This window comes from Micromonospora sp. CPCC 205554, from assembly GCF_036902745.1.
GTDB lineage: Bacteria > Actinomycetota > Actinomycetes > Mycobacteriales > Micromonosporaceae > Micromonospora > Micromonospora tulbaghiae.
In genome coordinates, this window is the sequence record NZ_JBAKHP010000007.1 from 106,959 (window position 1) to 122,765 (window position 15,807).

The 15,807-nt window shown below is 74.3% G+C and carries 18 protein-coding genes; 12 read left to right on the plus strand and 6 right to left on the minus strand.

What is annotated here, in order from left to right; all coding sequences use genetic code 11:
- From V6U82_RS12335 to V6U82_RS12345, 3 genes are all read left to right on the plus strand, one after another.
- On the plus strand, window positions 1-735 hold the full coding sequence (locus V6U82_RS12335) for a hypothetical protein (protein WP_334460973.1): 735 nt from the start codon (window positions 1-3) through the stop codon (window positions 733-735).
- A gap of 167 nt (window positions 736-902) precedes the next feature.
- Window positions 903-1,724 carry an HAD family hydrolase gene (locus tag V6U82_RS12340; protein WP_128137663.1) on the plus strand — a complete coding sequence of 274 codons (822 nt, stop codon included), beginning with the start codon at window positions 903-905 and terminating at the stop codon, window positions 1,722-1,724.
- Entirely contained in the window at window positions 1,724-2,536 is an 813-nt protein-coding gene (locus V6U82_RS12345; protein WP_187691744.1) for an HAD family hydrolase, read from the plus strand. The genes V6U82_RS12340 and V6U82_RS12345 overlap by 1 nt, the downstream gene beginning before the upstream one ends.
- A 35-nt stretch (window positions 2,537-2,571) precedes the next feature.
- On the opposite strand, the gene V6U82_RS12350 is transcribed toward V6U82_RS12345, so the two are convergent.
- Window positions 2,572-3,159, minus strand: coding sequence for a bacterial proteasome activator family protein (locus tag V6U82_RS12350; protein WP_334460974.1), 588 nt, complete (start codon window positions 3,157-3,159; stop codon window positions 2,572-2,574).
- Window positions 3,160-3,216: 57 nt separating this feature from the next.
- Between V6U82_RS12350 and V6U82_RS12355 the strand changes: the two genes are divergently transcribed.
- Window positions 3,217-4,044 carry an alpha/beta hydrolase family protein gene (locus V6U82_RS12355; protein WP_334460975.1) on the plus strand — a complete coding sequence of 276 codons (828 nt, stop codon included), beginning with the start codon at window positions 3,217-3,219 and terminating at the stop codon, window positions 4,042-4,044.
- Window positions 4,045-4,092: 48 nt separating this feature from the next.
- Window positions 4,093-5,313 (plus strand): ABC transporter substrate-binding protein, encoded by a 1,221-nt coding sequence (locus V6U82_RS12360; RefSeq protein WP_128137659.1) that lies wholly within the window; start codon window positions 4,093-4,095, stop codon window positions 5,311-5,313.
- Between the two features lie 66 nt (window positions 5,314-5,379).
- On the opposite strand, the gene ddaH is transcribed toward V6U82_RS12360, so the two are convergent.
- Window positions 5,380-6,213 (minus strand): dimethylargininase, encoded by an 834-nt coding sequence (gene ddaH, locus V6U82_RS12365; RefSeq protein ID WP_334460976.1) that lies wholly within the window; start codon window positions 6,211-6,213, stop codon window positions 5,380-5,382.
- A 59-nt stretch (window positions 6,214-6,272) separates the two neighbouring features.
- Here ddaH and V6U82_RS12370 point away from each other — a divergent pair, with 59 nt between their 5' ends.
- Window positions 6,273-6,731 carry an Lrp/AsnC family transcriptional regulator gene (locus V6U82_RS12370; RefSeq protein ID WP_013289323.1) on the plus strand — a complete coding sequence of 153 codons (459 nt, stop codon included), beginning with the start codon at window positions 6,273-6,275 and terminating at the stop codon, window positions 6,729-6,731.
- Between the two features lie 55 nt (window positions 6,732-6,786).
- Window positions 6,787-7,743: a zinc-binding dehydrogenase gene (locus V6U82_RS12375; RefSeq protein ID WP_334460977.1), complete on the plus strand. Its 957-nt coding sequence runs from the start codon at window positions 6,787-6,789 to the stop codon at window positions 7,741-7,743.
- Window positions 7,744-7,750: 7 nt separating this feature from the next.
- On the opposite strand, the gene V6U82_RS12380 is transcribed toward V6U82_RS12375, so the two are convergent.
- The 3 genes from V6U82_RS12380 to mobA all read right to left on the minus strand — a co-directional run bounded on the left by V6U82_RS12380 (window position 7,751) and on the right by mobA (window position 9,893).
- Window positions 7,751-8,878, minus strand: a complete 1,128-nt coding sequence (locus V6U82_RS12380) for a T3SS (YopN, CesT) and YbjN peptide-binding chaperone 1 (protein ID WP_128139229.1) — start codon at window positions 8,876-8,878, stop codon at window positions 7,751-7,753.
- A 65-nt stretch (window positions 8,879-8,943) separates the two neighbouring features.
- Entirely contained in the window at window positions 8,944-9,201 is a 258-nt protein-coding gene (locus tag V6U82_RS12385) for a DUF6457 domain-containing protein (RefSeq protein WP_091415945.1), read from the minus strand.
- Window positions 9,198-9,893: a molybdenum cofactor guanylyltransferase gene (gene mobA / locus V6U82_RS12390; RefSeq protein WP_334460978.1), complete on the minus strand. Its 696-nt coding sequence runs from the start codon at window positions 9,891-9,893 to the stop codon at window positions 9,198-9,200. Before mobA ends, V6U82_RS12385 begins: the two co-directional genes overlap by 4 nt.
- 311 nt (window positions 9,894-10,204) lie before the next feature.
- Between mobA and fdhD the strand changes: the two genes are divergently transcribed.
- Window positions 10,205-11,059: a formate dehydrogenase accessory sulfurtransferase FdhD gene (fdhD, locus tag V6U82_RS12395; RefSeq protein WP_334460979.1), complete on the plus strand. Its 855-nt coding sequence runs from the start codon at window positions 10,205-10,207 to the stop codon at window positions 11,057-11,059.
- 5 nt (window positions 11,060-11,064) lie between these two features.
- Here the strand turns inward: fdhD and V6U82_RS12400 are convergent, their stop codons facing one another.
- Window positions 11,065-12,150 carry a DUF4192 domain-containing protein gene (locus tag V6U82_RS12400; protein ID WP_334460980.1) on the minus strand — a complete coding sequence of 362 codons (1,086 nt, stop codon included), beginning with the start codon at window positions 12,148-12,150 and terminating at the stop codon, window positions 11,065-11,067.
- A gap of 152 nt (window positions 12,151-12,302) precedes the next feature.
- Here V6U82_RS12400 and V6U82_RS12405 point away from each other — a divergent pair, with 152 nt between their 5' ends.
- Genes V6U82_RS12405 through V6U82_RS12420 form a run of 4 tightly spaced genes read left to right on the plus strand, consistent with a single transcriptional unit; the run spans window position 12,303 to window position 15,758 of the window.
- Window positions 12,303-13,217, plus strand: coding sequence for a fructosamine kinase family protein (locus tag V6U82_RS12405; RefSeq protein ID WP_334460981.1), 915 nt, complete (start codon window positions 12,303-12,305; stop codon window positions 13,215-13,217).
- Entirely contained in the window at window positions 13,214-14,227 is a 1,014-nt protein-coding gene (gene moaA, locus V6U82_RS12410; RefSeq protein WP_334460982.1) for a GTP 3',8-cyclase MoaA, read from the plus strand. Before V6U82_RS12405 ends, moaA begins: the two co-directional genes overlap by 4 nt.
- 2 nt (window positions 14,228-14,229) lie before the next feature.
- Complete coding sequence (locus V6U82_RS12415; protein WP_013289332.1) at window positions 14,230-14,475, plus strand: MoaD/ThiS family protein; 246 nt, start codon at window positions 14,230-14,232, stop codon at window positions 14,473-14,475.
- Between the two features lie 20 nt (window positions 14,476-14,495).
- A complete protein-coding gene (locus tag V6U82_RS12420; RefSeq protein WP_435123992.1) occupies window positions 14,496-15,758 on the plus strand; it encodes a metallophosphoesterase in 1,263 nt (420 codons plus the stop codon).
- The last annotated feature ends 49 nt before the right edge of the window (window positions 15,759-15,807 follow it).

Below are 15,807 nucleotides of genomic sequence, written 5' to 3' on the forward strand. Positions count from 1 at the left end.
ATGTCGCAGGATCTCCCCGTTCCCCGGCAGGACAAGCGAATCCCCGTCCAGGACAACCGGTCCGACGACACCACGATCGTCGAGTGGGGCGACGCCGAGCCGGAGTCGTCCGGCCGGGCCGCGCGCTCGCTCGCCGCGCTGGGCCGGGACCGCCGCCTGCCGCCCGTGCTCACCGGGCTCGGCGCGGTCGCCGCGATCGCCTCGCTGCTCGGTGAGTGGCTGGCGATCACGGTGCCGGCCGAGACCCGGGGCGACGACGCGCCCGCCCGGCTGACCGGCGGCATCTCCGAGATCGGCGGGTTCGGTACGACGTACCTCGTGGGCCTGCTCGGGCTGTCGGTCGTGGTGGGGCTGGCGCTGCGCGGCGCCCCTGCGGTACGGCAGCACGCCCGGCTGGCCGGGCTGGGTCTCGCGGCGGGCGTGCTCGGGGTGCTCGTCGCGACCGCCGCCTCGCTCGAACAGCTGGCCCGGCGCATCCTGTTCTTCGTCGGCGAGCAGCGCCTGGAGGTCGAGCACGGACGCGGCCTGGTCAGCGCGTTCGTCGCCGTCGCGCTGCTGGCGGCCGCGCTGCACCTGGCCGGCCGGGCGGCCGGCGGGACGCCCGCCGACGGGGAGCCGGACGAGGACCGGCCCGACCGCCGCCGCCGGGCGGACGAGGAGGACGTGCCGCCGGCCCCGGCGGACCTGACGGTGCAGCCCACGGTGCCGTTCGCCGGCCCCGAACGGTCGTACTGAACCAGGTCCGGCAGCGCGTACGCCGGCCACCGGAGCTTCGCCGCCGATTCGCCGGAAAGCCGTGGTTGCCGCCCGTTCCGCGAGATACGGTTGCTGCCCGCCGTCCCATGGTCGCGGCACCGAGGACCTGGTCGGCCGGCGTGACGGCGGCGGGCGAAGGAGGAACCATGACCCGCCCGGGACTGCCCAAGCTGATCGCCACCGACCTGGACGGCACGCTCGTCCGCAGCGACGAGACCGTCTCCGCGTACACCCATCGGGTGCTGGACCGGGTGCGGTCCGCCGGCATCCCGGTGGTGGGCGCGACCGGCCGCGGACCGCGCCTGACCGAACTCACCCGCAACGACATCCGGGCCGCCGACTACCTGGTGATGGCCGGCGGCGGCCGGGTGGTGGACCAGAGCGACCCGGAGGGGCCCCTGGTGCTGCGGGACGAGCGGCTGCCCGGCGAGGTGCTGGCCCGGATCCTCACCGACCTGGAGGCCGCCGTCGGGCCGCTCACCGTGATGGTGGAGGCGTCGGACGAGCACGACGCGCCGCTCTGGGGCGACTACCACCCGAGCTGGCCCTACCCGGACCGGTTCGAGGCGCGCAGCCGGGTCGAGTGCCTGTCCTGCGACGTGATCAAGGCCTTCGCGCGGACCGCCGACCACCACGTGGACGAGCTGCTGGCCGCGGCGCGGGCGATCGTGCCACCGGACGTGGCCACGCTCACCCAGGCCGGGCTCGACTTCGTCGAGATCTGCCCGCCGCGCACCGACAAGGCCAGCGGGCTGAGCGTCATCGCCGAGCGGCTCGGCGTGGACCCGGCCGACGTGCTGGTCTTCGGCGACCAGCCCAACGACCTGCCGATGTTCGACTGGGCGGGCTGGGCGCGGGTGGCGGTGGCGAACGCCCACCCGGAGGTGCGCGCCGCGGCGGACGAGATCACCTTGCGCAACGACGACGACGGCGTCGCGGTCTACCTGGACCGGCTACTCTCCCGCTGATGGAAGATCCACCTCGCCTCGTCGCCTCCGACATCGACGGCACGCTGCTGCGCGACGACCGGACGCTCAGCGCGCGTACCGCCGCGGTGCTGGCCCGCATCAACGCCGCCGGCACGCCGGTGGTCCTGGTCACCGGCCGTCCGATCCGCTGGCTCCAGATGGTGTACGAGCAGCTCGCCGAGCCGCTGCCGGCGATCTGCGCCAACGGCGCGGTGGTGTACGACCCGGTCACCGACCAGGTGCTGCGGGCCGACCCGCTCGCCCCGGAGCTGCTGGCGGAGGTGGCCCGGCGCCTGCGCGCCGAGGTGCCCGGGGTGAGCTTCGCGGTGGAGATCGTGGACAGCCGGCAGATGCGGCACGAGGCGCACTACCCGCTGCGCTGGGACGCCGACCTCGACGCGATCCGGGCCGTCGAGTCGCCCGAGGAGCTGCTGTCCGCGCCCGCGGTGAAGCTGCTGGCCCGGGCCGGTGAGCAGGACCCGGACGTCTTCGTGCAGGTGGTGGCGGGCGCGCTGGAAGGGCTGGCCGAGGCGACCCACTCGTCGTACAGCGGGCTGATCGAGATCTCGGCGGCCGGCGTCACCAAGGCGGCCGGTCTGGCCTGGTACGCGGAGCGGCTCGGCATCGGCGAGCGGGACGTGCTGGCCTTCGGCGACATGCCCAACGACGTGCCGATGCTGGCCTGGGCCGGACGGGCGGTGGCCGTCGCGAACGCCCACCCGGCCGTACGCGAGATCGCACACGAGGTCACCGGGCCCAACACCGAGGACGGCGTCGCCGCGTACCTGGAGAAGGTCTTCGGGGTGGACTGAGCGGCCGGGGCGCGTGACGCGCCCCGGCCGACGCGTTAGAGGTACTGGCCGGGCGCGTGGCCCTCGCCGCCGGGCATCCCCGGCATGCCCGGAATCACGCCGCCCGGGCCGCTCGGCAGCGCCTGGCGGCCGGAGCGCATCTGCTCCAGCTGGACGCGGGCGGCCATCTGCTGGGCCACCAGCGCGGCCTGGATGCCGTGGAACAGCCCCTCCAGCCAGCCCACCAGCTGGGCGTGCGCGATGCGCAGCTCACCCTCGCTCGGTGCCTGCTGCTCGGTGAACGGCAGCGAGATCCGCTCCAGCTCCTCGCGCAGCTCGGGGGCGAGGCCCTCCTTCAGCTCGACGATCGAGCGCTCGTGGATCTCCCGCATCCGGTGCCGGCTCGCGTCGTCGAGCGGCGCCGCCTTCACCTCCTCCAGCAGCTGCTTGATCATGCTGCCGATCCGCATCACCTTGGCCGGCTGCTCGACCAGACGGGTCGGGTCCTCGCCCTTGCCCTCGTCGGTCTGCACCGTGCCGACCGGGCGGCCGTCCGGCCCGACCACCACCACGGTGCCGGGGATGCCATCGTTGCCCTGTTTGTCGTCGTGTCCGGCGGAGTGCGCTTCGGTCATGGCACCCATCTTTACCCACGCCGACCATGTGCACGCGGCCGGACCGGCGGACGCTACCGTCGCCGCATGCTCTCCGACCCGCGCGAGGTGCTGACCCGCCCGTCCCCGCCCCCGGATGCCACGGTCTCCTACGGCGACCACCCGGACCAGTGCGCCGACCTGCGCCTCCCGGCGGGCGACGGGCCGCCCCGGCCGCTCGTGGTCGTGGTGCACGGCGGCTTCTGGCGGGCGGAGTACGACCGGACCCACACCGGCCCGATGGCGGCGGCGCTCGCCGCGCTCGGCCACCCGGTCGCGCAGATCGAGTACCGCCGGACCGGCCGGCCGGGCGGAGGGTGGCCGCACACGCTCACCGACGTCCGTGCCGGGATCGCCGCGCTGCCGGAACTCGCCGCCGCGGGGCTGCCCGGCCGGGTGGCACCCGTGCCGCCGATCCTGGTCGGTCACTCCGCGGGCGGGCACCTGTCCCTGTACGTGGCCGCGCACGCCCCGGAGACGGTCGGCGGGGTGCTCGCGCTGGCGCCGGTGGCCGACCTCGCGCAGGCGTACCGGCTGGACCTGGACGGCGGGGCGGTGGCCGCGCTGCTCGGCGGCGGCCCGGACGACGTGCCGGACCGGTACGCGGCGGCGGATCCGTCGGAATTCGTACCGATGCGAACACGCACGGTAGTCATTCACGGTGGTCAAGATGTCCAGGTTCCGATCGCGATCAGCCGGTCCTGGGTAGCCGCAGATCAGGCCGCCGGAGGCTCAGCCACGCTCGTTGAGCTGCCCGAATGCGAGCATTTCGGGCTGATCGCGCCGGGCTCCGCCGCCTGGCCCCGGGTGATCGAGGCGTTGCGGTCGCTTCACGATGATCTTCCGGGCATTGACGCAGCGTCGTCGACCAGGTAGAACGCCGAAGGGGTGTGCACCATAGCCACCCCGTCGGGAAGGAAATCGGTGGCACAGATGAACCGCAGGCGGGCGCTGCAACTGCTGGCCGCGCTGGGTACCACCGGACTGGCGGCGGGTTGCGGCTCCGGGGACGACGACGGGGAGCAGACCGGATCCGGCAGCCCGATCAAAGTCGGGCTGATCGTGCCCGGCAGCGGGGCGAACAAGGCCATCGGCGACGAGATCACCAACGGCTTCCAGCTCTTCCTCAGCATGCGCGGCCAGCAGATCGCCGGCCACCCGGTCACGCTCGTGACCGCCGAGGAGGGCGACACCGCCGCCACCGGCAAGGCCGCCGTCGACCGGCTTCTCAAGGAGGGCGTGCTCGCGCTCACCGGCGTGGTCAGCCCGACCGTGATGACCGGCATCAAGAACGCGGTCGAGGAGGCCCGGGTGCCCCTGCTGGGCTCCAACGCCTCCCCGTCGACGCTCCAGGGCGTCGTCTACATCTGGCGCACGTCGTACGTGCTGACCGAGCCCGGCGAGGCGCTCGGCGAGTACCTGCGCCAGAAGCTGGACGCCTCCAGCCGGATCGCCATCTTCGGCACCCGCGGCCTGGGTAGCCAGGACGTCATCGAAGGGCTGCGGCGCGCGTACGAGCGCGGCCGCCGGCTCACCGAGGACCCGATCTTCACCGAGGACGACCCCAACCCGTCCCGGTCGCTCTACTCCGGGCCGATCCGCAAGGCGCTCGAACGCAAGCCGGACGCGGTGTTCTGCCACTACTCCGGCGCGCAGGCCGTGCAGTTCGTCAAGCAGCTCTACGCCCAGGGCTACCGGGGACCGATCTACGCCCCCGGCTTCCTCACCGAGGGCACCGCGCTCGACCAGCTCGACGACGGGGAGAAGGGCCGCGAGCGCAAGCTGATCCAGTCGTACGGCATCGAGACCGCGCTGAACTACTCGGCCGACCTCAACAACACCGCGAACCGGATCTTCGCCTCGGCGTACCGGAAGACGTTCAACTCGGCGCCCACCACGTACGCGATGGCCTCCTACGACGCCGCGCTGGTGCTGGACAAGGCGATCCGGCTGGCCGGGGGAAACCCCTCGCCGCAGCAGGTCAACCTGGCGCTGGGCAAGGTCGGCCAGGTGGACAGTCCGCGCGGCACCTGGCAGTTCAACCAGACCCGTACGCCGCAGCAGAAGTGGTACCTGCGGCGGGTGCAGACCGACGGCCGGCTGCTGTCCAACGTCGTGATCAACGAGCTGGCGACGCTGGGCTGACCGGCCCCCGTACACGCGCAAGGGCGGTCTCCCACCGGGAGGCCGCCCTTCGCGTCGAGGCGTGGCTCAGTGCCGCAGCTCGGCGATGCAGCACTTGACGCTGCCACCGCCCTTCTTCAGCTCGGCCAGCTCCACCGGGACCGGGTGGTAGCCGGCGGCCTTCAGCTTGCCGGCGAGCCGAATCGCCTCGTTGTTCAGCACCACGTTGAGCCCGTCGCTGACCAGGTTCAGGCCGAACGCCAGCGCGTCCTCGTCGTCCGCGACGATCGCGTCCGGGAAGAGCTGGGCCAGCACCTTCTGACTGGCGGCGGAGAAGGCCCCCGGGTAGTAGACGATGTTCTCGTCGTCGATCGAGGCCAGCGCGACGTCCAGGTGGTAGAAGCGCGGGTCGACCAGGTGCAGCGAGACCACCGGCCGCCCGAGCGCCTCCTGCGCCTCGGCGTGCGCGGCCGGCTCGGTCCGGAAGCCGTACCCGGCGAGGATCAGCCCGCCGTGCGCCTCCGGCAGGTACGCGAAGTCGCCCTCGCCCTCGTTGGTCTCGCTCGGGGCGATGAACCGCCAGCCGTGCTCCTCGTAGAACGCCCGGTGCGCGGCGGCCTCGGCGGCCCGCTGCTCGTACTTGAACCGGGCGCCGTAAACCGAGCCGTCGACCACGAAGGCGCCGTTGGCCGCGTAGACCATGTCCGGCAGCCCCGCCTCGGGGGTGAGCAGGTGCACCTCGTGGCCCAGCCCGGCGAGCGTCTCCCGCAGCCGGTCCCACTGCTTGACCGCCAGGTCGGCGTCGACCGGCGTGGTCACGTCCATCCACGGGTTGATCGCGTACTCAACCGTGAAGTGCTCGGGCGAGCACATGAGATATGTCCGCTTTCGCGAGACTCGCTGCTGGTTCACGGTCACCAAGAGTAGGTACGGTACAACTTTGGTAACAGCCACAACCATTGCTTCCCGGGAGCAGAACGTTGCAGATAGACGCGGTCGACCAGCGAATCATTGCGTTACTCGTCGCGGATGCTCGCGCCTCGTACGCGGACATCGGCAGCCGGGTGTCACTCTCCGCCCCCGCCGTCAAACGACGGGTCGACCGCCTCCGATCCGCCGGGGTGATCCGGGGATTCACCGCCGTCGTCGACCCGGCCGCGGTCGGCTGGACCACCGAGGCGTTCGTCGAACTGTTCTGCGCCGGCCGGACCACTCCGGCGCAGATCGGTGCCGCCGCCCGCCGGCACCCCGAGGTGGTCGGCGCGTACACCGTCTCCGGCGAGGCGGACGCGCTCGTGCACCTGCGCGCCGCGGACATCTCGCACCTGGAGGAGGCGCTGGAACGGCTGCGGGCCGAATCGTTCGTCACGTCGTCCCGCAGCACCATCGTGCTCTCCCGGCTGGTCGAGTCCCCCGGCGTCGGACCGTCCACGCCTTGACCTCAACCCCGCTTCATGTCGTGCACTGGTGACCGGCTCGAAGCGAGGGGGCGGTATGCGTGCGGTGTGGCTACGGGAGTTCGGCGGACCCGACGTGCTCGTGCCCGGGACGGCACCCGACCCGGCACCCGGACCGGGTCAGGTGCTCGTCGACGTGGCACACGCGAACATCACGTTCGTCGAGACGATGTTCCGGGCCAGCGGCTTCGGGCCGTTCGGCGCCGAACTGCCGGTGATCCCCGGCAACGGCGTCGGCGGCACGATCACCACGCTGGGGCCGGGCGTCGACCCGGCGCTCGCCGGCCGCGTCGTGGTCACCGCCACCGGCGGCACCGGCGGGTACGCCGAGCGCGTCGTGGTCGACCGGAGCGCGCCTGTCCCCGTACCCCCGGGGTTGGCGCTCGACGCGGCGGTGGCGTTGATGGCCGACGGCCGGACCGCCCTGATGCTGGCCCGCGCGGCCGGGCTGCGGCCGGGCGACCGGGTCCTGGTCGAGGCGGCGGCCGGTGGCGTCGGATCGCTGCTCACGCAGCTGGCGGCGACCGCCGGCGCCACTGTGGTGGGCGCCGCCGGCGGCGCCCGGAAGGTCGACCTGCTCCGGGCCGCCGGCCTCGACGTGGTCGTCGACTACCGGCAGGCCGGCTGGACCGACCGGGTCCGGGACGCCGTGGGCGCCGTCGACGTGGTGTTCGACGGCGTCGGCGGGCCGCTCGCCCGGGAGGCGTTCGACCTGCTGGACCCCGGCGGCCGGATGCTCAGCTTCGGGCTGGCCGGCGGCGCCTGGGCGGACATCCCGGCCGAGTCCGCAGCCGCACGCGGGGTGACTCTGCTCAGCCCCCGGCCCGGCCCGGACGAGCTGCGCGCCCTCACCGAGGCGGCACTCGCCGAGGGCGCGGCCGGGCGGCTGCGGCCGCTGATCGGGCAGCGCTTCCCGCTGGAACGGGCCGCCGCCGCGCACGCCGCGATCGAGGCCAGGGAGACGGTGGGCAAGACGCTGCTCGACGTACGCTGATCCGGGCTCAGAGGTACATGCCGGTGCGGTGCTCCTCGGCCCGCGCCGGCTTGTCGCCCTCACCGAAGAAGCGCTTGCCGCCGAACTCGCCGTGCAGGCGGTCGTCCAGCTCGTCCGCGAGACCGGTCATCACCTGCACCGCGAGCATCAGGTGGGTGGGCTGGAAGTTGCGGCCGAAGACCGGGATGGACGCCCACACCGTGTCGTCCGCGCAGTAGAGCCGGCCGATCGGCATCCGGTTGGTCAGCTCGGAGAGCTTCACGTAGAGGCGTTCGGTCGGCTCGACCTCGGTCAGCACCGGCGAGAAGACGTCCACCAGCGGCGGGTTGTCGCGTACCCGGACGAAGACCATGGCCGAGCCGGCCCGGATGTTGATGTCACCGTCGGAGTCGACCTGGAGCTGGTCGGACGCGGACTTCAGCATGGTCGACACGACGGTGCGGACCCGCTCCTCCAGCGCCAGCACGTCGTTCTCGCCGGACTGCGCGGCGGCCGCCGCGGCCAGCGCCTCGTCCAGGTCGGCCTCGACGTCGCGGTCCGGGCCGAACTCGCTGCGGGCGGTGCCGAGCGGTTCCACCGGCAGCGGCTCGCCCTCGGCGTCGTGCACCAGGTAGACGAGGAAGGCCGGATGCGGGGCACCGTAGACGTCCCGCAGCGTCCGGGACAGCACGGCGGCCAGCCGGGTCGCCTCGTCGGCGCCGCAGTCCAGCCCGAACTGCTCGCCGGAGCCGGGCACCACACCCGGCGGCGACCAGCCGAGCGCCACCATGTCGGCCACCGCCGCCCGGTCCAGCCGGTAGCCCTGCGGAAGCGTGGCGTTGCCGACCGCGCGGGCCGAGACGCGACCCTCCTCGCCCGCGTCCACACTCACCGAGTAGACGGCGTCGCCGGTGCCCGAGGCGGTCGGGTCGAGCGTGACCTCCAGGTGCCCACCGGCGGGCAGCCCGCGCAGCCGGTCGGCGAGCGCCCGGGCGAACTCCCGCCAGGCCTCGGTGACCTTGGCCCGCAGATCGGCCGTGGTCGGCTCGTCGAGCAGGATCGACTCGTGGTGCTCCGGCGCGCTGCCGGTGGTGTGGTGCTCCGGCGTGCCGCCGGCAGGCTCGTCGACCGGCGCCGAGGGGTGGTCTGCCGTCATGATCGCCTCCGTCCGTTCCCGCCACCCTACCCACGCGCGAAGAGGACCGAATCCCGCGAGAGGCGCTAATCCCCAGGTGTGGAACCGCCCAGGTCCACCGGCCAGGAACCGGCCAGCGCGCTGAGCCGCTCGGCCGCCGCGGCCGGGTCCGCGCCGCGCCCCACCGCCAGCCCCAGCAGGTACGCGGTGACCGGCGCACCCGGCCGGACCACCTGGTGGGCCACGTCCCGGGCCACGTCGAGCACCGTCGGCACGGGCACCCCCGCCGGGTCCAGGTCGAGTTCGGCGCAGACCGCCGTGACCCAGTCGTCCAGCACCGTCATCTCGTCCACTCCTCCGCCAGGCGTACGTCCTCGTCAGTGTCGCAGTCGAACCAGGGCGGCGGCCCCGAGCCGGACCAGGACACCTCCCGTACGGCGAGGCCGGCCAGCAGCCCGCGTACCGGCGCCCCGTCGAGCGAGCCGCCCCGCGTCGCGGCGAGCCGGTCGAGGGCGGCCCGCAGGGCCGGCACCCGCCAGACCGCGCAGAGGTGCTGGCGACGGCCGTCCCCGTCCACGTAGCAGGCGAGCGCGGCGGGCCGACCGTCCAGGGTCCCCCGCCGGGCGACCGCCGGTGCGTCTTGCGGTCCGGCGGCTGCGGCGTCGAGCGCGGGCGGCGGGTCGTCGCGGGAGTGACGGGCGGCGAGCGCGCGTCGCAGCTCGGCCACCGCTGCGGTGGTGAGTAGCGGCAGGTCGGCGGCGAGCACGGCGACTGTCGTCGTACCGGGGTCGAGCCACGCCAACCCGGCTGCCGTAGCGGCTACCGGACCGGCCCCTGGCGGATCTTCCTGGGCCGTCCGGACTCCCCTGGGCAGCGCGCCGGACGAGCCGACCACGATCCGCTGGTCCGCGTCGGCCACCGCGTCCAGCACCCGGTGCAGCATCGGCCGGCCGCCGACCGCCCGGGCCGGCTTGTCCACGCCGCCCATCCGCCGGGCCGCGCCACCGGCGAGCAGAATCGCCGCGTACCCCGTCACGGCCTCACAGTAGCCACAGCCACGACCGCCGCGTCCCGGCTCGGGTCGGCGCCCGGCGTTGCTCAGCGGTTTTCCGACGTTGATCGACTGCTCTTCGCCGGAGTGGTGGCATCCATGGGCCTCCGACACCGCCACTTCGCCGAACTGGTGTCGATCATCGGCCTTGGCCGGCCTGGGTGGGCCTTGGTCGGCCTCGGCCGGGCGGGCCGGGCGGGCCGGGGTGGGCGGGCCGGGGTGGGCGGGCGGGCCGGGGTGGGTGGGAAGAGCTGGGGCGACGTGCGGGCGACGGGGCACCCGGGGAGGATGGCGGCATGGGACGGGCGACGGATCGGCGTGGTGTGCTGCGGATCGACCTCGACGCGGCCGGGGACGGCCGGGGGCGGATCCGTCGGCAGGACACCCTGGCCGTGGAGGAGCCGCTGGAGATCCGCGTCGGCGCGGCCGGTCCGGGCCGACGCCGGCCGCTGGCGGTGACGATGCGGACGCCCGGTGACGACCTGGACCTGGCCATCGGCTTCCTGCTCACCGAAGGGCTGATCCGGTCCGCGGAGGACGTGCACACCGCGCAACTCTGCGCCGGGGCGGAGACCCCGAACACCTACAACGTGGTCGACGTGGTGCTCTCGCCCGGCGTGCCGGAACCCGTCACCGACCCTTCGCGCAACTTCTACACCACCAGCTCGTGCGGCGTGTGCGGCAAGGCGAGCATCGACTCCGTGCGGACCCGCTCGCAGTTCGCGGTGCGGGACGACCCGCTGGTGGTCACCGCCGACCTGCTCGCCGGGCTGCCGGACCGCCTGCGCGCCGCGCAGCGCGCCTTCGACCGCACCGGCGGCCTGCACGCCGCCGGCCTCTTCACCCCCGACGGGGAGCTGGTCGTGCTGCGCGAGGACGTCGGGCGGCACAACGCGGTGGACAAGGTGCTCGGCTGGGCCACCCGGGAAGGGCGGCTGCCGCTGGCCGGGCACGTGCTGCTGGTCTCCGGACGGGCCAGCTTCGAACTCACCCAGAAGGCGTGGATGGCGGGCGTGCCGCTGCTCGCGGCGGTGTCCGCACCGAGCACGCTCGCCGTCGAACTGGCCGAGGAGGCCGGGATGACGCTGGTCGGCTTCCTGCGCGGACCGACCATGAACGTCTACACCGGGGCGCCGCGCGTCGCCGGCTGACCCGCTCACCGGCGTGGCCGGCGTCGGCGGCGCCGCAGCACCGCGCCGTCGTCGGAACCGGGCCACCCGTCGAGCGCGGACGGGGCGACCCCGCGCCGGAGCGCCTCGTCGAGCAGCACCGCGAGCGAATAGCCGGGGTGGGCGGACAGCACCCGTTCCAGGGCTACGGCGGCCAGTGCCCCGTGCCCCGAGCGCCAGGCGGCGAACGCGAGCAGGCAGCCCGGCGCGGCGATCAGGTCCGGCTCGGCGCGTCGCAGCACGTCCGTCCAGAGGCTGATGTCCTCGTCCCGGCCGTCGATGCGGGACCAGGCGTGGTCGCGTACCGCGACGTGGGTGAGGAGCACTGTCAGCCAGGCCACCTCGTCGTCGTCCAGCCGTTCGCCGCGCCGCTGCCGCCGGATGGCGGCTCGCACGGCCGCCGTGCCCGCCGTCCGCACGGCCCGCGGCTCCCCACCCGCCCTCGAACTGTCGGCTGGCAGGCCTCCGGCCGGGCTCCCTGCCGGCGGCGTTGACGGTCGTCCGGTGAGCGCGGCCAGGCGGAGGCGGGCGCGATCGGTGGCCCGGCGCATGGCGAGCCGGACCGGCCCGTCGAGCGGGGACACCTGCGCGGCGAGCGCGGCCCGGTCGGGCAGGGCCACCTGACCGGCGAACACCGCGGCCGCGCCGACCCGGCTGGCGGCCGGGTCGTACGGGGTGCCGTCGGGCGGGCAGCAGGACGGCTCGGCGCACAGGTACGAGAACCAGCGGCCCTCGGTGACCCGCAGCGCGTCGAGCACCGCCACCCCGATGGCGGTCAGCGCGTCGCCGATCGCGTCCACGACGCCTGTCACCCGGGCCGCCGGACCGTAGCCGACGACTGTGGCGGCGTCGGCGTCCTGCCGGGCGACCACCTGCGCCAGATGCCGGGCCGCCGGGCCGGGGTCGGCTCCCGGTGCGGGCAGGTCGCCACGGGCGGCGAAGACGACGCGCCGACCGCGTACGGCGACCACCACGACGCTGTCTGCGGGATGGAAGCCGAGCAGGTAGGGCACGGCCGCGACCATGTCGGCCGGCGAGCGGACGGAGAGGCGCGCTGGCTCGGTGGAGTTCATGCCGGGAGCGTGGGCGGTCGGGGGCCGCCACGTCCGCCCCTGTGGACGACACGCGGTCCGTCCACAGATACGGAGCGTATCGGCCCAGCTCAACAGCGATCGGCGACGCCGCTCGGCACACGGATGTCCGGGGTAACCGCTACCTTGCGCTCATGGACCTGGCGTACCTGCGGGCACACCCGGAGCACCTGCCGACCTTCCTGACCCACCAGCGGATCCGGGAGACCCCGGTCTCCGGTGGTGACATCTGCGCGGCCTCCCGGCTGACGCTCGACGACGGGCACTCGGTGTTCGCCAAGACCTGGCCGGAACGGGCGGCGCGTCCGCTGCCGGAGGGCTTCTTCGCCGCCGAGGCGGCCGGGCTGCGCTGGCTGCGCGAGGCCGGCTCGGTGCCCGTACCGGATGTGCTCGTCGCGTTGCCCGACCTGCTGGCGCTCGACTGGGTGGAGCCCGGCGAGCCGACGCCGGAGGCCGCGGAGGCGTTCGGCCGCGACCTGGCCGGGCTGCACCGCGCCGGGGCGCCCGCGTTCGGCGCGGACCGGCCCGGGTTCATCGGCGCGCTGCCGCAGGACAACACGCCCGGCCCCGGTCCCTGGCCGGAGTGGTTCGCCCGGCACCGCCTCCTGCCCTACCTGCGCATGTCGGTCGACGGCGGCGCGCTCGACGACGCCGGGGCGGCGCTCGTCGAGCAGGTCGTCGGCCGGATCGGCGAGTTCGGCGGTGACGAGCCGCCGGCCCGGCTGCACGGCGACCTCTGGCCCGGCAACCTGCTCTGGGGCGCCGACGGCCGGGTCTGGCTGGTCGACCCGGCCGCGCACGGCGGCCACCGCGAGACCGACCTGGCGCAGCTCGCCCTGTTCGGCGGCCCGCCGCACCTGGACCGCATCATGGCCGCCTACCGGGAGGCGTGGCCGCCGGCCGACGGATGGCGGGAACGGGTGCCGCTGCACCAGTTGCACCTGTTGCTCGTGCACACCGCGATCTTCGGCGCGGCGTACGCGGACGCGGTGCGCTCCACCGCCCGTGCCGCCCTCCGGGGGCCCGACCGCGCTACGGTCGACGGATGAGCGCCCCCCGGACGAGCGACGGCGTCCTCGCCGACCGGTACGGCCGCGTCGCCCGGGACCTGCGGGTCTCGCTCACCGACAAGTGCAACCTGCGCTGCACCTACTGCATGCCGGCCGAGGGCCTGCCCTGGCTGGCCGGTCCGCAACTGCTCACCGACGACGAGATCATCCGGCTGGTCGGTGTCGCGGTGTCCCGGCTCGGCATCACCGAGGTGCGCTTCACCGGCGGTGAGCCGCTCATCCGCCCGGGCCTGCCCGGCATCGTGGCGGCGGTCGCCGCGCTCACGCCCCGGCCGCGCATCTCGCTGACCACCAACGGCATCGGCCTGGCCCGGATGGCGCCGGCGCTGCGCGCCGCCGGGCTGGACCGCGTCAACGTCTCGCTGGACACGCTGGACCGGGACCGGTTCACCGCGCTGACCCGCCGCGACCGGCTCGCCGACGTGCTCGCCGGGCTGGCCGGCGCGGCGGAGGCCGGGCTGACCCCAGTGAAGATCAACTCAGTGCTCATGCGCGGCACGAACGACGACGAGGCGCCGGAGCTGCTGCGGTTCGCGCTCGCCCACGGCTACGAGCTGCGGTTCATCGAGCAGATGCCACTCGACGCCCAGCACGGCTGGGACCGCTCGACGATGGTCACCGCCGACGAGATCCTGGCCTCGCTGCACGCCGCGTTCGCGCTGACGCCGGACCCGTCCGAGCGGGGCGCGGCACCGGCCGAGACGTGGCTGGTGGACGGCGGGCCGGCCCGGGTCGGGGTGATCGCCAGCGTGACGCGGCCGTTCTGCGGCGACTGCGACCGCACCCGGCTCACCGCCGACGGCCAGGTACGCAACTGCCTGTTCGCCACCGAGGAGTCGGACCTGCGCGGCGCGTTGCGCGACGGCGCGGACGACGAGGAGCTGGCCCGGCGCTGGCGCGCCGCGATGTGGGCCAAGCGGGCCGGGCACGGCATCGACGATCCGACGTTCCTCCAGCCCGCGCGCTCGATGTCGGCGATCGGAGGCTGAGGATGGAGCTGACAGTCCGCTACTTCGCCGGCGCCCGCGCCGCCGCCGGACGATCCGAGGAGACCGCATCCGCCGGCCGCTCCCTGGACGAACTCCTCGATGACCTGGCCGCCCGGCACGGCGAACGCCTCGCGGTGGTGCTGAAGGCGGCGAGTTTCCTGGTCGACGGCGTGGCCTGTCATGATCGACGGGCACTGTTGCCGGCCGGGGTGACGGTGGACGTGCTGCCGCCCTTCGCGGGCGGCTGAGGGGGGCCCACGTGCTGGCCATGGCGACATTCCTGGGCTTCGTCGTGCTCGTGATCGGCCTGATCCACTTCTACCTGTGGAAGCGGCTGGTCCGGGACACCACGCGCCCCGGGCGGTGGCGCCGGGCCGGTGGCGTGGCGATCGCGGCGCTGGCGGTGCTCGTACCGGTGACCATGGCCGGCACCCGCGGCGGCTGGTACTGGCTGGCCTGGCCCGGTTACCTCTGGGTCGCGCTGATGTTCTACCTGCTGGTGCTGCTGCTGGTGCTCGAAGTGCCGACCGCAGTGGTCCGGCTCGTGCTGCGCCGCCGGGCGCGCTCGGCGGTCGCCGCCGGCCCGGAGCCCGAGCCCGCACTCGTGGGAGCGGCGACGGCGGAGGGTGCGACGCCGCCGCCGGTCGACCCCGCCGACGCGCCGCCGCCCGGCACCCCCACGCCGGACCACGACCCCTCCCGGCGGCTGCTGCTCGCCCGCGGGGCGGCGATCTTCGCCGGGCTCACCGCCGCCGGCGTCACCGGGTACGGCGTCCGCACCGCGATGGGTCCACCGCAGCTCGACCGGGTGCAGATCCCGCTGGCGAAGCTGCCCCGGAGCATGGACGGCCTGCGTATCGCCACCGTCTCCGACATCCACCTCGGGCCGTTGCGCGGCCGGGCGCACACCGAGCGGATCGTCGCGATGATCAACCGGATGGACGCCGACCTGGTCGCCGTGGTCGGTGACCTGGTCGACGGCACGGTGGCCGAGCTGGACGAGGCCGCCGAGCCGCTGCGGGACCTGCAGTCCCGGTACGGCAGCTTCTTCGTCACCGGCAACCACGAGTACTACTCCGGCGTGGAGGAGTGGGTCCGCGAGGTGGACCGGCTCGGCCTGCGCGTACTCCAGAACGAGCGGCAGGAGATCCAGGCCCGGGGTGGCGTGCTGGACCTCGCCGGAGTGAACGACGTGAGCGCCGCCGGCACCGGGGTGGCCGCGCCCGCCGACTACGCCGCCGCCCTCGGCGACCGTGACCCGAGCCGACCGGTGGTGCTGCTGGCGCACCAGCCGGTGGCCGCGCAGGAGGCGGCGAAGTTCGGCGTCGACCTCCAGCTCTCCGGGCACACGCACGGCGGTCAGATGGTGCCGTTCAACCTGGCGGTGAAGCTCCAGCAGCCGGTGGTCTCCGGCCTCGGCGAGGTCGACGGCACGAAGGTCTACGTCACGAACGGCGCCGGTTTCTGGGGCCCGCCGGTGCGGGTGGGCGCGCCTCCCCAGGTGACGCTCGTCGAGCTGCGCGCTCAATAGCGTGCCCGGGCCGCCGAGTCCAGCACCGCATTGCTCAGGTCACCCGTAC

Coding starts and splice junctions, on each gene's coding strand:
- V6U82_RS12335 (WP_334460973.1), top strand. CDS start 1: ATGTCGCAGGATCTCCCCGTTCCCCGGCAGGACAAGCGAATCCCCGTC.
- V6U82_RS12340 (WP_128137663.1), top strand. CDS start 903: ATGACCCGCCCGGGACTGCCCAAGCTGATCGCCACCGACCTGGACGGC.
- V6U82_RS12345 (WP_187691744.1), top strand. CDS start 1,724: ATGGAAGATCCACCTCGCCTCGTCGCCTCCGACATCGACGGCACGCTG.
- V6U82_RS12350 (WP_334460974.1), bottom strand. CDS start 3,159: ATGGGTGCCATGACCGAAGCGCACTCCGCCGGACACGACGACAAACAG.
- V6U82_RS12355 (WP_334460975.1), top strand. CDS start 3,217: ATGCTCTCCGACCCGCGCGAGGTGCTGACCCGCCCGTCCCCGCCCCCG.
- V6U82_RS12375 (WP_334460977.1), top strand. CDS start 6,787: ATGCGTGCGGTGTGGCTACGGGAGTTCGGCGGACCCGACGTGCTCGTG.
- V6U82_RS12380 (WP_128139229.1), bottom strand. CDS start 8,878: ATGACGGCAGACCACCCCTCGGCGCCGGTCGACGAGCCTGCCGGCGGC.
- V6U82_RS12385 (WP_091415945.1), bottom strand. CDS start 9,201: ATGACGGTGCTGGACGACTGGGTCACGGCGGTCTGCGCCGAACTCGAC.
- fdhD (WP_334460979.1), top strand. CDS start 10,205: ATGGGACGGGCGACGGATCGGCGTGGTGTGCTGCGGATCGACCTCGAC.
- V6U82_RS12400 (WP_334460980.1), bottom strand. CDS start 12,150: ATGAACTCCACCGAGCCAGCGCGCCTCTCCGTCCGCTCGCCGGCCGAC.
- V6U82_RS12405 (WP_334460981.1), top strand. CDS start 12,303: ATGGACCTGGCGTACCTGCGGGCACACCCGGAGCACCTGCCGACCTTC.
- moaA (WP_334460982.1), top strand. CDS start 13,214: ATGAGCGCCCCCCGGACGAGCGACGGCGTCCTCGCCGACCGGTACGGC.
- V6U82_RS12415 (WP_013289332.1), top strand. CDS start 14,230: ATGGAGCTGACAGTCCGCTACTTCGCCGGCGCCCGCGCCGCCGCCGGA.
- V6U82_RS12420 (WP_435123992.1), top strand. CDS start 14,496: ATGGCGACATTCCTGGGCTTCGTCGTGCTCGTGATCGGCCTGATCCAC.